Below are 14,149 nucleotides of genomic sequence, written 5' to 3'. Positions count from 1 at the left end.
GGCCGTTAAACGGCGGTGTAGCCGCCATCAACCAGCAGGCTGGTGCCGGTAATGAAAGAGGCATCGTCACTGGCCAGGAACAAAACGGCGGCAGACACTTCTTTGGGTTCACCCATGCGGCCAATCGGGTGCAGGGCGGCAATACCGGCACGGATTTCCGGTGTAATGGTTTCGGTTAAGGGGGTGTTGATATACCCGGGGCAAACCATGTTGCAGCGGATACCTTCCTTGGCATGAGAGGTGCCTACCATTTGGGTGAGCATTTTGACGCCCCCTTTAGCGGCAGAGTAGGCGGTTAGTTTGTCGCGGGCTACCATGCTGTGGATAGACCCATTGTTGACAATGGCACCGCCCGTGCCCTGTTTTTTAAATTGCTGGACGGCATATTTATCGCAGTAAAAAACACCATTCAGGTTGATGTCGATAATTCTCTGCCAGTCTTTGCTGTCCAGTTCATCGACATTGGCTTCGATATTGATGCCGGCATTGGCAAAAATGACATCCACCTTGCCGTATTGTTCCACCGCTTGCTCAAACAGGTTCTTGACTTCCTCTTCATTGGAAACATCGGCCTTGACAAAAAAAGCCTGCCCACCCTGGGCGGTGATTTTGTTAACCACGGCCTGCCCTTGTTCGATGGAAATATCGGAAACAATCACTTTTGCACCTTCAGCCGCAAAAGCCATGGCGGCAGATTCGCCCAGGCCACTGGCTGCACCGGTAACAATGACTGCTTTATTGGTGAAACGGTTATAACTCATTGCAAATCTCCATTAAATGAAAGAACTGTCTGGTTGACAGTATTATTTAAGTATAAACGATGCGTTTTTCAGGAAGAAAAATAGCCTTCGGTATTTGGCAGGCAAGCGTGAAGGTACTTTTTAACACCTTGTTTTTTCAAGGGATTAATTAATAATGATTCTCATTTGTGATATATTATCAGTTGACAATAGTAAATAACCCTATACGGGCTACTGAATGAGATTGTAAATGACAGAAATTACCCTTGATACACAGAAGCAGCAACACCCCATTAAAATGCGTTTGCTGCAAGTTAAACGAATTACTTCGTTAAGCCCGTCAATACGTCGCATCACCTTAAGTGGTGATGACTTGAACGGTTTTCTTTCCGCCTCTTTTGAGGATCATATTAAATTATTTTTGCCCGACTCCCCCGGTGAAAAGCCCCATATGCCGGTGTTGGGGGAAAAAGGGATGGAATTTGCGCCAAATCGCCCCAAGCCGCTTACCCGCGACTATACACCACGCCGCTATAATCCCGACACCAACGAATTGGATATTGACTTCGTGTTAAACCATGAAGGGCCGGCCACCCGCTGGGCAAGCCAGGCAGAGGAGGGGCATTACCTGGGCGTGGCCGGGCCGCGCGGTTCATTTGTGATTCCTGCCGGTTTTGACTGGCACTTGCTGATGGGTGATGAAACCGCCATTCCGGCGATTGCGCGCAGGCTTGAAGAATTGCCGGCGTCGTGCAAGGCGATGGTTATTATCAAGATTGCCAGTGAGGACAGTAAAATACCGTTGCAGGGCCAATGCGATTTTGAGGTTCGCTGGGTACAGCAAGACAGTGATTTTGCCAATAAAAATGAAGCTGAACTGCTGGCTGCCTGTTTGGGCGATATTGTTTTGCCTGCCGGAGAAGGCTATGTATGGGCGGCAGGCGAGTACAGCGATATTAAGGCCTTGCGTGAATACATGATTGATCAGTTCAAAATTGATAAAAAGCGTATTCGTGCCAGTAGTTACTGGCGTAAATCACAGGTTGCCACGCATACGAATTTTGAGTGACATAAAAGCGGCTGGGGGAATCAAATCCAGCCGTGTTTGTATAAAATCATTAATAGTGTAAGGGTCTTGTCTTACAGACTGCAGTTAAAGCGGTGCATTGTCAATTCTGGACAAATCATCATTCACAGCGAATATTTTTCCGTTCACATGGGGAATGCCAAATCCTTTTAAACGAGCGGTGTGCATGTCCAGATAGGCTTGGGCACTGGGTTTGTCCTGAAACAGGTAAATGCCGCCGGCCTCATTGGCACTTTCATTTTCTGTCCATATTTTCCAGATCAGACCGGGTTCTTGCGCAATGGACTGGGCCAGGTCATTCATTATTTTGCTCATTTCCTGGCCCCAGGGGCCGGTGTAGGGGAAGTCAACTTGAAGCAGGTGTCTCATGGTTTCATGATTCCGTAGTGAGTGGTGGAAAGCAATAGTGTACTACCTGAAACCGCTTCCTCCAATGGGATGCAAAGCTGGTATGTAGCAGATGCATGGGTGGATGCATTGGCATGCCATATACTGCAAAACCATAAGGCTGCGGTGGCATTTTTTCACCCGTAGTCCGGTTTCAAATTATCGGATCCATATGCGTACACAATTATTCAAGAATTACATCGGTGGTCAGTGGGTGAGCGCCGAATCAGTCAGTACTAACCGTAATCCCTCCAATATTAACGACATCGTCGGCGAATTCAGCCAGGCGGATCTGGGGCAGACGAAAGCTGCCATCCAGGCTGCCAGGGATGCCTTTCCCGCCTGGGCCATGTTCCCCATGCAGGAACGTTCCAATATTCTTGCCCGTGCATCAGCAGAAATTCTGGCGCGCAAGGATGAGCTGGGGCAATTGCTGGCACGCGAAGAAGGTAAAACATTACCCGAAGCCATTGGCGAAGTTGCTCGAGCCGGGCAAATATTCGGCTTTTTTGCCGGAGAGGTTTTGCGCATGGCAGGTGAGAAACTGCCTTCGGTACGAGCGGGTGTAGACGTCGAAATTACCCGTGAGCCGCTGGGGGTTATTGGCATTATCACGCCATGGAATTTTCCCATTGCCATACCGGCATGGAAGATTGCGCCTGCCCTGGCATACGGCAATACGGTGGTGTTCAAACCGGCCGAGCTGGTGCCAGCGAGTGCATGGGCTTTGGTGGATATTCTGGTAAGGGCGGGTTTGCCTGCCGGGGTGCTTAATCTGGTAATGGGGCGCGGCTCGGTCGTTGGCGAGGAAATCGTGACTAGCCGGGAGGTTGATGGGGTGTCCTTTACCGGGTCGGTTGCAACAGGGCAATCTATTGCTGCCAAGGTCGTGGCGCGCATGGGTAAAGTGCAGCTGGAAATGGGAGGGAAGAACCCATTGGTGATTACTGACGATGCCGATCTGGATGTTGCCGTTGAGTGCGCGATCCAGGGTTCCTATTTCTCTACCGGCCAGCGTTGTACGGCTTCTTCACGGCTGATTGTCACGCCCGGTATTCATGACCGTTTTGTTCAGGCCATGCAGGCACGCTTGTCTGCCGTGAAAGTGGGCGATGCCCTGGCCACAGGCACCGATATTGGCCCTGTAGTCGATCAGAATCAACTGGAAACCGATCTGTCTTATATCAATATTGGCGTGGAAGAAGGAGCGCGATTGCTCCATGGCGGCGAGCGTTTGCAACGCCAGCATGATGGTTTCTACCTGTCACCCGCCTTGTTTGTGGATGCGGACAACACTATGCGCATTGCGCGGGAAGAAATCTTCGGGCCGGTTGCTGCGGTGATTCGTGCCAATGATTATGAACACGCACTGGAACTGGCTAACGATACCCAGTTTGGGCTGTGTGCCGGGATCGTTACCACTTCACTGAAATTGGCAACGCATTTCAAACGTCACGCACAGGCCGGTATGGTCATGGTGAATCTGGCTACGGCAGGGGTGGATTATCACGTTCCTTTTGGCGGCCGCAAGGGCTCCAGCTATGGGCCACGTGAACAGGGCAGGTATGCCGCCGAGTTCTACACCACCGTGAAAACCGCCTATGTGAATGCCTGATTGGCATGCTTTATAAAAATTTGATTCAAGGAGAAGACAATGCATAAAAAATGGAAAATTTTATTGGCGGCAACTTGCATGGCAGGTGCCGTTTTAAGCAATACCGCCAGCGCCGATACGTACCCCTCTCATGCCGTAACGATGGTTGTGCCATGGCCGCCCGGTGGTCCTTCGGATATTGGTGCCCGTCCTTTGGCCGCGCATTTGCAGAAGATGCTGGGCCAGTCTGTGGTCATTGACAACCGTGCCGGTGCGGGCGGCAATATCGGCAGTAATATGGTTGCCAAGGCCAAACCGGATGGACATACTTTACTGCTGTCATCCAGCGGGCCTTTTGTGATTAATCCCTATATTTACGCAAAAATGCCCTATGACGCGGAAAAGGACTTCACGCCAATTAGCAATCTGCTGCAGGTACCGCTGGTGCTGGTGGTGAATCCTTCCGTTCCGGTGAATAACCTGCAGGAGTTGCTGGCATACATTAAAGAAAAGAAAGGTGATTTTCAATGGGCATCTGCGGGCAATGGTACGACCCAGCACCTGACCGGCGAGCTTTTCAGAATGACGGCCAAACTGGATATGGTGCATGTGCCTTACAAGGGTACCGCACCGGCGATTACCGATCTGCTGGGCGGACACGTGCCAATGATGTTTGACAGCACCATTGCTATCGTGCCACACATTAAAGCTGGCAAGGTACGGCCTATCGCGATTTCCAGCCCCGAACGCTCGCCATTATTGCCTGAGGTTCCTACCTTTGCCGAAGCCGGTTTGCCGGGTGTGGAAGCATCGGCCTGGTATGGCCTGTTCGCTCCTGCCAATACGCCTGCCGAGGTTGTGAACACGCTTAACAAGGCCACGCTTGATTTCATGCAAACCAGTGAGTATAAGCGCATTCTTGATGAAACCGGTTCCCGGCCGGTAGGTGATACGCCAGAAAATTTTGCGGCTTTTGTGAAACAGGAAGCCATTAAATGGAAAGACCTTGTGCAAGCCACCAACACCAGACTCGATTGACGAGTTTCCCGTAAATGATTGAAGTAGATAAATAAAATGACGACTGCCCAAACACTTGATACCGCTTCCCGCAATGGCGGCCAGATTCTGGTTGATGCACTGCGCCACAACCAGGTTGATACCGTGTACTGTGTGCCCGGAGAAAGTTTCCTGCCGGTACTTGATGCCCTGCATGATGCCACGCAAATCCGCACCATCGTGACCCGCCATGAAGGTGCCGCTTCCAATATGGCCGATGCCTATGGCAAATTAACCGGCAGGCCAGGCATTGCTTTTGTGACCCGTGGGCCGGGTGCGACCCATGCCAGTAATGGTGTGCATACCGCCAAACAGGACTCGACCCCCATGATTCTGTTCGTGGGACAGGTTGAAACCACCATGAAAGAGCGTGAGGGTTTTCAGGAAGTAGATTACCGCCAGGTGTTTGGCAGCCTGGCAAAATGGGCTACCGAGATTGAAGATATTGAACGCATTCCCGAAGTAGTGTCGCGTGCTTTCAGTGTTGCCATGTCCGGTCGGCCCGGGCCGGTGGTGGTGGCCTTGCCGGAAGACATTCTTTTCAATGCCGCTGCCGTGGCAGATGCCCCTCCTGTGCGTATCAGCCAGGCGGCACCTGCACAACACGACCTTGACGAACTGGCCCGTTTATTGGAACAGGCAAAGAAACCCTTGCTGGTGGTGGGTGGTACGGGCTGGACGGAAAATGCCACCCGTGATCTTGCCCGTTTTGTTCATACTTATAATTTACCGGTTACAGCTTCGTTTCGCCGGCAGGATCTGTTTGATAACCGTGATGCGCATTATGTGGGGCAGTTGGGCTTGGGCACATCGCCACAGCTGGCTGAATGCGTAAAGCAGGCCGATCTGTTGCTGGTGCTGGGTTCTCGCCTGACGGATACACCTACTGCCGGGTATAGCCTGGTGACATCGCCCGGCCCCGGTCAGACATTGGTTCATTTGCATGTTGATCCGGCAGAGCTTAACCGTGTCTTTGTGGCCCATTTGCCTATCAATACCAGCATGCCTGCCGCTGCTGCGGCGTTAGCCGGTTTGAAACCGCAGGCTGAACCCGCCTGGCGTGCCTGGACAGAGGCAGCCCGTGCCGATTACATCGCGCACTCTACTCCGCTTGCACCCGTAGCGGATTACAAGGGGGTGGATATGGGGGCAGTGGTAGCGCATTTGAATAATGTGCTGCCCGATGATGCGATTATCGCCAATGGCGCAGGCAACTATACCGTCTGGGTGCACCGCTTTTTCCGTTACCGCCAGCCCGCCACGGAACTGGCACCCACCAATGGGGCCATGGGCTACGGTTTGCCGGCAGCGATTGCGGCCAAGCTGCATGCACCGGAAAAAACCGTGGTCTGTTTTGCCGGTGATGGCTGCTTCATGATGTATCCGCAAGAACTGGCCACTGCCATGCAGTTTGGCGCGCCAGTGGTGGTGATTGTGGTAAATAATGGCATGTTCGGCACTATACGCATGCACCAGGAGAGGGAGTATCCTGGCCGGGTATCTGGTACAGCGCTGTCTAATCCGGATTTCGTGACGTTTGCCCATGCTTTTGGGGCCTATGCCGAACGGGTACAGGAAACCACAGACTTCCCGGCCGCTTTTGAACGTGCCCTGGCTTCAGGCAAGCCCGCCTTGCTGGAACTGTGTACTGACCCGGCACAGATTAACCCGCAGTTGCGCCTGGCGTCTGTTTAAATGGAGGGCGGTACGCCGGGTTGATGCCCGGATTGTAAAGCGGCATCAAGCTCTGTGTCCGGCCAAAGTCTATTCTGAACCAGATCAATCACGGTTTCCTTGATGATCTGGTTGATTTGCCAGGTTTCTGACGACTCTCTTGGGGTTTTACCCATTAACAGCGCCACGCAACGGCTGATGCCCGGTTCGGTAAGACGGTAGGTTTTCAGCCGGCCGGCATTCACATCCTCAATCACCGCTGCCAGTGGCAGGATGGTGCATCCACAGCCATCCATCACCAGTTGTTTGGTCATGGTGGTGGAGCCATCGCATTCCAGGGCCAGTTTCAGGCTGAAACCATGTCGTGCCGCTACGGTTTCGGCCATGAGACGTATGCCATGATGGGTGCTGGGCAGGATAAGGGGGATGTCAGCCAGCTGGCTGACCGGGATGCTATTGGCGACAGGAAGCGTGAAATCAGGCGGGGTGATCAGCCAGATGCCTTCATGCAGCAAAGGGTCATAAGACAAGGCACCGGCGTGTTCAGGACGATACAGTAACAGCAGGTCAATCTCGCCATCATTCAGGTTGCTTAACAGCTGGTTGGCCAACCCTTCTATGAAACGAATTTGGGTATTGGGATAACGGCCCCTGAAAGCATGGTAAAGCTTGCCGAATGTCATCCTGGCAATCGTCGGCTGGGCACCTATGCGCAGCCTGGCGGGCCCGGTTGCCGTACCTTTTTGCATGGCCCGCATGGCAGTTTCAAGGGTGCTGGAAATGGTTTGCGCATAAACCATTAATTGCTGCCCGCGTTCAGTGAGCATCACACCACGGCCACTGCGATGGAACAGGCGGCCTCCTACCTCGGACTCCAGCATGTTTACCCGTCGGCTGACGGTAGACTGGTCCATCCCTTTTTCAATTGCCGCACGGGAGATGCTGCCTGCTTGCACAACCGCTGCGAATAGTGCCAAATCATCGGAATTCATGGGGAGATTTTAGCAGAAGCCTATCCTTGAGCGCAGTGCTTGATTACTGCTGCATGCTTAAGGCCGAATTTTCCAAATGGGTTTTCAGGCTTTCGTCCAGGCCTAGCTGGCGTACCAGTTCGGGTGTTTCCACTTGTTTGGCAACGGCGGCCGGGTCGGCTGGGCACGAATCCAGGCGTGCTCATCGGGCTGGCTGGACGTTTGCTGTGGTTGGGTTTTATTTTCTTTCCACTGACCATAAGCATGGTAAGCCGCAGCCCCTAAAGCGGCCACTCCGCCATAGGTAGCCACCTTGCCACCGATTTTCCTGAATTTCTTGTTGCCCATTAATAAGGCCAGTGCCCCGCCGGTAAGTGCGCCACCGGCAAAACCTTTAAGGCCAGACGAGCTGTTTGAGATGGAAGCTGGCTTGTGAGCTCTTCTGGTCAGGGATCAGGCCCTTCAAAGAAGAACCTGCCTTTGAGTTATTAAAATACAGTCTGGATACCAATTCGGGTAATAGCCTGGTTTCTGCTGGAAGAGGCATCGTTGGGACCGAATAAACCATTAATACTTGCCCGAGCGTTTTTATTGGTTCTTTGGTAAATTTGCTGTGCATAAACAATGGTACGTTTAGACAATGAGTACGACAGCGTCGAGTTAGTTTGATGCGCGTGATTTTTATTTAATTGGGCATTGCCTTTCATGTAATGATAACTGGCCCCCAATGCCCATTTCGGGTCAATTTGCCACCTGCCGCCAATTTCGGCCGCATAAACAGAAGCCTTGTTGGAACGGTTGCTGGTTTTGGTAAACAGGGCAATGGCTGTTACTGCCTCAAATTCATAGTGCATGCCAACACCCCATGTCCGTATCGGTGTTTGCACCGGTTCCATGGCGGCGTTTACGCCATATTTCACTTCGGTATAGGCAGCACCCGCGCCAAACTTCCCTGATTTATAGTTCATGCCAAAACTTAAGGTCCTGTCTTTGGTTGAACGATTGGGCGCTGACCCGAAACCATACTGCGCACCTGCCGTAAAACCGCCAAAATCCGGTGTTCTATACTTGACAGAATTATGTACCTGTTCACCGGCGGTTCTATCCCAATCGGATCCGCCCGTTGCATTAAAAGGAATTCCCAATCCCGAAAATGGACCTTGCCTGAAGGTATATAGTCCGCCTACACTGATTCCGGCTGCATTTCTGGCAATGGTCAGGGAATCCCACATGAAATCAAACTGGTTGCCCAACGTCAGGCGGCCATATTCATCATTTTCCAAGCCCACCAATGCGGTACGGCCAAAAAGGCCATGCCCGGGAATTGTTCTACCTTCATGAATATCAAATTGGCTTTGCAAGTCAAATATGACTTTTGTGCCATCACTTAAATGCTCAGTGCCTTTGAAACCAATAAATGACGGTGTATATATACCTGAATCGGTTCTAAGGCGACGGTCATCTCCCTGGTTTGAAATATAGGAAACGCCTATATCCAGCAAACCATAAATTTGAACGCTATCTTTTTTTTCTGTTTCAGCATGTGCCATTCCTCCGGCCAGACAACATGCCAAACCTGCCATAACCAACTTCTTCTCCATACCACTTTCCTTTTTGAATAATCAATAATATTTTGATTTAATTAAATTTTTTATTTGTTTCGGTTATCTTGTGCAAAACAGAAGGCAACAGAATGCCCTCTGTTTTACACGGTATTTTGATTAAACTGCGGCTGTACTGAGTTGTGATATTTGAGTTTTTCGAGGTGCGGTTTCTTTAATAAAGAAACTAATGAACATACCAATAATGGTGCCAACCAGACTTAAGTAGAAAATATTCTGAATACCATAGTTTTCAGCAATCATGCCAGACAATACGGGCGCAACGCCACCACCAAAAATTTCCCCGGCACCAACAACCAACCCAATTGCGGATGCTACCAATCCTGCAGGTGCAGATTCCGCTGCTATTGGCCCGGATAATAAGGCTATTAAACCTAAGCTAAAGAATGAAAGTATAAAAAGCAATCCGAATAATACAGGTACAGATGCTGGAGCGTTGGCAAAAAGATAAATAAAAATGGCAGAGCCCAAGAATCCTAAAATAGCGGAAAGACGACGGCCGATCCAATCTGATAAAGCAGGAACAATAAACTGTCCTGCGAAGCCGCCAAAACCAATTGCCGATACAACAATTCCCATATCTTGAGAGGTGAGTTTCAAGAAGTTTTCAAGATATAAAGGAACCATTGCACTAATGACAAATACACAAGACATCGTGCAAAATAAACCAATCATACTTAACAGGATATTTTTGGTTTTAAGTAAATCAAGCCAATTAACACGTACTTGAGCGGTTGCTTGTTTTTCTGCGATCAGCAGTTGTCCCCCTTGTGTTTGTAACGGTTCGCGTAAAACAAAGAAGAGGAAAACAGCCAGTATAAAGCCAGGGATAGCAACTATCCAGAATACCTCACGCCATGACGGTAAAATTAAAAGTAGCTGTGTGGCAATAATTGGCCCCAAGCCTAATCCAAATAAGGCAAAACCGCTTTGTTGCAGGCCTTGCAAAGCACCACGACGTGAAGGTTTTGCTGCCACAGCGGTTGCTGCAAAACTGGTAGGGCAAAATGCCCCTTCAGATACACCCATCAGTGCGCGAATCAAGATCAGGCTGGTAAGGCCCATGGCTGAACCAGATAAACCGGAGGCCAGTGAGAAGAGTATTAGTGAAAATATCAGGATTTTACGATGCCCAATCCTGTCAGAAAGACTGCCTGCAAAGATAGCGAATATGCCCCATGTGATACCAAGTGCGCCAAATATCAGCCCGACATCCTGGTAGCTTAAGGACAGGTCTTTCATGATGGACGGCAGCAGTGGTGCAATAATCCAGCGGTCTAAACCTACCAGACTAAAGCCGAGAGTTAAGAGTAGTACGATCTTCCATTCGTAGGAAGTATCCCATTTTTTTAGATTCATCTCCATATCCTTTTGAATAAATTGTAGAAAGACGGTTGGCCCAATTGATTAAGGTGGTTGTCCGTTTTCAGTTCCATTAAGTCAAAGTGGCAAGTCGTTGTCTTTGGCGTAAATGGTTTGTGGTTTTCGCTATACCAGCCGGAACGGATTTCCGGGCGGCACAAATAAGGTTTTTAGTTTCAGGTGATTAAGTTGGCCATAGCAGCCTGAGCAAGATGGGCAAGTGGCATTGCCAAAATCGTACTGCTCAAAACAGTTGGCTTATTCATAAAGTGTCTCCGCAGATTTTAAGAATCATTTTGTTTTCATCGTTTTTATAGTTTTGTTCATTATCTGAACAGGCCTTATTCAAGTGCAAAACGGTGAAAGCTGTCAATGTGATAAAAAATAAAGACAGATTGGTTTTATTATTTTTGTTTTTTTAAGTATTTGATTTTATTGATTTTTATTGAAATTGTTCGAATATTGCAAACACTTATGTTGCTGCTTTCTTGATTGTCTTGGGGGGGGTGGTTGGTGTACTTTGAAAGTGTCGAAATAACATCACATATCAATGCAATTTAAGTAAGGAGGAATATGGAAATGAGTGCTTATACTACAAAACTCGGCAGTTTGGAAAATTACGAAAAAGGTTCAATTCAAATCATTCAGGGTGACGCTAGCAATTATGCATTTTCAAATATATTTGAAGTTGCGTCGCAGGCCAAACCGTATGAAAAAACAGTTGTTGGCATGAATTTGAAATTTGTCATTGAGTCAGTTCTCGCTGAAGGGCAGTCTGCCTGGTATACCGCATCACATGATGAATTTGTGATTGTTATGGATGGTGAAGTCCGGGTTGATTTTCTTAAACTGGATCAAGCGGTGGTGCCAGAAAATCAGGAAGGTACGCATTTGGCAGGAGAACAACCAGCAGGTATTCCGATGGGTTATGCCTTGTTGAAACAGGGTCATCAAGCGATTTTGCCAGTTGGTTCTGCCTATCGTTTTGAGGCATCAAAAAAATCGGTAATGCTGGTTCAAACCATTAAAGGCCCATTATCGGTAGAAAAATGGAATGAGATTTGCTTTAAGTAATCAAGGAGGGATGAAATGAATGCGATTCAAAAAAAATTTGTAGAAGATGGCGTAATTATTACAGGTCGTAATGAAATTACAGGTTATTCAGCATTTCAGCTGGGCGGGTTTACATTCAGTCGTGACGAATATTTTGCGAAAGTAACCTGGGAAGCCAAAGGGCAGGAACATTCCCATTTAATGTCCGTTGATGCCTTCTTGCGCGCTTTGATGCGTGACGTGGCATGGGGCTTTTTCTATGGTTGGGTGAACTTTGACGATGTCATTGGCACACAAAACCATTATGGTAATGTGGATTTGTATGCAGGTACGTTTAATGGCGTATTAAAAGAAGCTGGTGTTGACTATGTTGAGAATTTTGAAACGCCGCTGATTATGGCTACTTTCAAGGCGATTTTGCATGACTGGGTTAATGAAGGTTTTGATCCGTTTGCTGCACCGGAAGAAACTGGTTCGGCCTTTGGACGCAAATTTGGCAGTAATCCTGAGGCGATAGATCGTTATCGTATTGCGACTAAACGTATGCCAGGTTTGCCTGATGATTCACCGCTACGTGATGATCTGCCAGTTAACCGTCATTTTGAAGATGTTCCGCAAGATGAGCCGCTGATTTATTGCGAACCGGGTTTTGAAGGCCAGCTAAGTGGCTTTAACTTGTTTAAATATTTGTCACGTTCGGATGTGACATGGAATCCATCAGTTACTTCGGTTTGTAAACAAAGTTTATTTTGCCCAACTACTGAAGAATATATCTTGCCTATTTTTCATGGTAATGATCGTGTTGAATGGTTCTTGCAATTATCAGATGAAATCACTTGGGATATAGCGGATAAGGACGATGGCCGTCCGGTTGCAAGAGTTATCAATAAAGCCGGTGATATTTGCGCCATGCCTGCCAATATTCGTCATCAAGGCTATTCAACCAAGCGTTCCATGTTGTTGGTTTGGGAAAATGCCACACCAAATCTACCAGAGCGCTATGCATCAGGTGAATTGTCACCGTATCCAGTTAAGTTCTAAGCATTAAGCTTGAGGCTGTCGCATCATCGATGTTTACAGCCTCCGGCTACATTTTAGATTAAAACTATATTTTAGGTTAAATAATTTAAATTATGAATACTCAGTTATTTATTAATGGCCAGTTCGTGCCAGCAAAAAATGGCGGTACGATTGATGTACTTAATCCATCGAATGGTGAGTTGATCACCAAAGTTGCGGCGGCCGAAGCGGAGGATGTGGATATTGCGGTGGCAGCGGCAAAACGTGCTTTTCCCTCATGGGCGGCTACACCGGCGGCAGAACGTGGCAGGTTATTATTGAAACTGGCGGATTTGATTGAGGAAAACCTGGAAGAGCTGGCTCAGCTTGAGTCATTGGATACCGGGCATCCTATTCGTGATTCACGTCGGTTGGATGTGCCACGTACTGCAGTATGTTTCCGTTATTTTGGCGGGATTGCCGACAAAATAGAAGGTTCAGTCATTCCTGTTGAACAAGGTTTTCTGAACTATGTTGTGCGTGAACCGATTGGGGTGGTTGGGCAGATCGTACCCTGGAATTTCCCGCTGATGTTCACCAGCTGGAAACTTGGTCCGGCATTGGCTGCAGGTAATACTGTGGTGATGAAGCCATCAGAATTGACCCCGTTATCGACGTTGAAAATTGCCGAGTTGATTAAAAAGGCAGGTTTCCCTGATGGCGTGGTCAACGTGGTGGTGGGCTATGGGAAGACTGCAGGCCAACGGTTGGCCGAGCATGAAGATGTCGGCAAGATAGCCTTTACCGGCTCAACCTTGACCGGTCAGAGTATTGTCCATTCATCGGCCGGCAATTTAAAACGCGTGCAGCTTGAGCTGGGTGGTAAAGGTGCCAATATTGTGTTTGATGATGCCAACATTGATGCAGCAGTCAATGGTGCAGCATGGGCAATTTTTCATAATCAGGGGCAAGCATGCATTGCCGGTTCGCGTTTGGTGCTCCATGAAGCCATTGCTGACGAGTTCCTGGAAAAATTTATTAAGCTGGCAGAATCAATCCGTTTGGGTGACCCGCTTAATCCGGATACCGAAATGGGGCCATTAACTTCAGAGGCACACCGGGATAAAGTGTTGTCTTATGTTGATATTGCCAAAGAACAGGGTGCAAAAATATTATCAGGCGGTAAGGTGCCAGAAGACCCGCAGCTGAGAAATGGCTACTATGTTTTACCAACGGTGGTGGAGGCCAAACCGATGGATCGCGTTGCGCAGGAAGAAGTGTTTGGGCCTTTTGTAACCGTACTTCGTTTTAAAACCGATGCCGAAGCACTTGAAATTGCCAATTGTACCGAGTATGGCTTGGGTAGTGGTTTATGGACCCAAAACCTGCAGCGTGCGCATCTGTTTGCCCGACAGATCAGGACTGGAATGTGCTGGATTAATAGCTATAAACGGGTTAATCCTGGCAGCCCGTTTGGGGGGGTAGGCAAGTCTGGCTATGGACGTGAAATGGGCTTTGAAGCCATTCATGACTATACAGAAGCCAAGTCGATTTGGGTTAATGTTGATGCGAATGTTCCTGCGCACTTTCAGCGAGGATAAGTG

The 14,149-nt window shown here is 48.8% G+C and carries 13 protein-coding genes; 7 read left to right on the top strand and 6 right to left on the bottom strand.

Going from position 1 to position 14,149, the window contains the following annotated elements; genetic code table 11:
• Window positions 1-5: 5 nt before the first annotated feature.
• Window positions 6-761 carry an SDR family NAD(P)-dependent oxidoreductase gene (locus tag IE074_RS05505; protein ID WP_189384434.1) on the bottom strand — a complete coding sequence of 252 codons (756 nt, stop codon included), beginning with the start codon at window positions 759-761 and terminating at the stop codon, window positions 6-8.
• A 229-nt stretch (window positions 762-990) separates the two neighbouring features.
• Between IE074_RS05505 and IE074_RS05500 the strand changes: the two genes are divergently transcribed.
• Window positions 991-1,809: a siderophore-interacting protein gene (locus tag IE074_RS05500; RefSeq protein ID WP_189384433.1), complete on the top strand. Its 819-nt coding sequence runs from the start codon at window positions 991-993 to the stop codon at window positions 1,807-1,809.
• A gap of 84 nt (window positions 1,810-1,893) precedes the next feature.
• Here the strand turns inward: IE074_RS05500 and IE074_RS05495 are convergent, their stop codons facing one another.
• A complete protein-coding gene (locus IE074_RS05495; protein WP_189384432.1) occupies window positions 1,894-2,196 on the bottom strand; it encodes a monooxygenase in 303 nt (100 codons plus the stop codon).
• Between the two features lie 190 nt (window positions 2,197-2,386).
• Between IE074_RS05495 and IE074_RS05490 the strand changes: the two genes are divergently transcribed.
• From IE074_RS05490 to IE074_RS05480, 3 genes are read left to right on the top strand one after another with little or no spacing between them, the layout of a single operon-like run.
• The gene (locus IE074_RS05490) at window positions 2,387-3,829 is read left to right on the top strand and encodes an aldehyde dehydrogenase family protein (RefSeq protein ID WP_189384431.1); all 1,443 of its coding nucleotides are present in this window, start codon (window positions 2,387-2,389) and stop codon (window positions 3,827-3,829) included.
• 39 nt (window positions 3,830-3,868) lie between these two features.
• Window positions 3,869-4,846 (top strand): Bug family tripartite tricarboxylate transporter substrate binding protein, encoded by a 978-nt coding sequence (locus IE074_RS05485; protein WP_189384430.1) that lies wholly within the window; start codon window positions 3,869-3,871, stop codon window positions 4,844-4,846.
• 36 nt (window positions 4,847-4,882) lie between these two features.
• Window positions 4,883-6,559 carry a thiamine pyrophosphate-binding protein gene (locus tag IE074_RS05480; protein WP_189384429.1) on the top strand — a complete coding sequence of 559 codons (1,677 nt, stop codon included), beginning with the start codon at window positions 4,883-4,885 and terminating at the stop codon, window positions 6,557-6,559.
• Here IE074_RS05480 and IE074_RS05475 read toward each other — a convergent pair.
• From IE074_RS05475 to IE074_RS05460, 4 genes are all read right to left on the bottom strand, one after another.
• Entirely contained in the window at window positions 6,556-7,530 is a 975-nt protein-coding gene (locus tag IE074_RS05475) for a LysR family transcriptional regulator (protein ID WP_189384428.1), read from the bottom strand. The two genes, IE074_RS05480 and IE074_RS05475, sit on opposite strands and share 4 nt — an antisense overlap.
• Window positions 7,531-7,632: 102 nt before the next feature.
• Window positions 7,633-7,929 carry a DUF533 domain-containing protein gene (locus IE074_RS14960; protein ID WP_373297775.1) on the bottom strand — a complete coding sequence of 99 codons (297 nt, stop codon included), beginning with the start codon at window positions 7,927-7,929 and terminating at the stop codon, window positions 7,633-7,635.
• 68 nt (window positions 7,930-7,997) lie between these two features.
• Window positions 7,998-9,110, bottom strand: a complete 1,113-nt coding sequence (locus IE074_RS05465; protein WP_229793904.1) for a porin — start codon at window positions 9,108-9,110, stop codon at window positions 7,998-8,000.
• Between the two features lie 120 nt (window positions 9,111-9,230).
• Window positions 9,231-10,490 (bottom strand): MFS transporter, encoded by a 1,260-nt coding sequence (locus IE074_RS05460; RefSeq protein ID WP_189384427.1) that lies wholly within the window; start codon window positions 10,488-10,490, stop codon window positions 9,231-9,233.
• 576 nt (window positions 10,491-11,066) lie between these two features.
• Here IE074_RS05460 and IE074_RS05455 point away from each other — a divergent pair.
• The 3 genes from IE074_RS05455 (at window position 11,067) to IE074_RS05445 (ending at window position 14,146) form a co-directional block, all read left to right on the top strand.
• Entirely contained in the window at window positions 11,067-11,567 is a 501-nt protein-coding gene (locus IE074_RS05455) for a cupin domain-containing protein (protein ID WP_229793903.1), read from the top strand.
• A 15-nt stretch (window positions 11,568-11,582) separates the two neighbouring features.
• A complete protein-coding gene (locus IE074_RS05450; RefSeq protein ID WP_189384425.1) occupies window positions 11,583-12,587 on the top strand; it encodes a hydroxyquinol 1,2-dioxygenase in 1,005 nt (334 codons plus the stop codon).
• Window positions 12,588-12,679: 92 nt separating this feature from the next.
• Complete coding sequence (locus IE074_RS05445) at window positions 12,680-14,146, top strand: aldehyde dehydrogenase family protein (protein WP_189384424.1); 1,467 nt, start codon at window positions 12,680-12,682, stop codon at window positions 14,144-14,146.
• Window positions 14,147-14,149: the final 3 nt, after the last annotated feature.

This window comes from Advenella faeciporci (genome assembly GCF_014652395.1).
In the GTDB taxonomy this organism is placed as follows: Bacteria; Pseudomonadota; Gammaproteobacteria; order Burkholderiales; family Burkholderiaceae_B; genus Advenella; species Advenella faeciporci.
The sequence above is the reverse complement of the archived record's forward strand: the minus strand, read 5'-3'. Positions and strand labels throughout refer to the sequence as shown.

Bases quoted from the DNA above. Each gene is read 5' to 3' on its own strand.
- IE074_RS05505 (WP_189384434.1), bottom strand. From the start codon at position 761: ATGAGTTATAACCGTTTCACCAATAAAGCAGTCATTGTTACCGGTGCA.
- IE074_RS05500 (WP_189384433.1), top strand. From the start codon at position 991: ATGACAGAAATTACCCTTGATACACAGAAGCAGCAACACCCCATTAAA.
- IE074_RS05495 (WP_189384432.1), bottom strand. From the start codon at position 2,196: ATGAGACACCTGCTTCAAGTTGACTTCCCCTACACCGGCCCCTGGGGC.
- IE074_RS05490 (WP_189384431.1), top strand. From the start codon at position 2,387: ATGCGTACACAATTATTCAAGAATTACATCGGTGGTCAGTGGGTGAGC.
- IE074_RS05485 (WP_189384430.1), top strand. From the start codon at position 3,869: ATGCATAAAAAATGGAAAATTTTATTGGCGGCAACTTGCATGGCAGGT.
- IE074_RS05480 (WP_189384429.1), top strand. From the start codon at position 4,883: ATGACGACTGCCCAAACACTTGATACCGCTTCCCGCAATGGCGGCCAG.
- IE074_RS05475 (WP_189384428.1), bottom strand. From the start codon at position 7,530: ATGAATTCCGATGATTTGGCACTATTCGCAGCGGTTGTGCAAGCAGGC.
- IE074_RS05465 (WP_229793904.1), bottom strand. From the start codon at position 9,110: ATGGAGAAGAAGTTGGTTATGGCAGGTTTGGCATGTTGTCTGGCCGGA.
- IE074_RS05460 (WP_189384427.1), bottom strand. From the start codon at position 10,490: ATGAATCTAAAAAAATGGGATACTTCCTACGAATGGAAGATCGTACTA.
- IE074_RS05455 (WP_229793903.1), top strand. From the start codon at position 11,067: ATGGAAATGAGTGCTTATACTACAAAACTCGGCAGTTTGGAAAATTAC.
- IE074_RS05450 (WP_189384425.1), top strand. From the start codon at position 11,583: ATGAATGCGATTCAAAAAAAATTTGTAGAAGATGGCGTAATTATTACA.
- IE074_RS05445 (WP_189384424.1), top strand. From the start codon at position 12,680: ATGAATACTCAGTTATTTATTAATGGCCAGTTCGTGCCAGCAAAAAAT.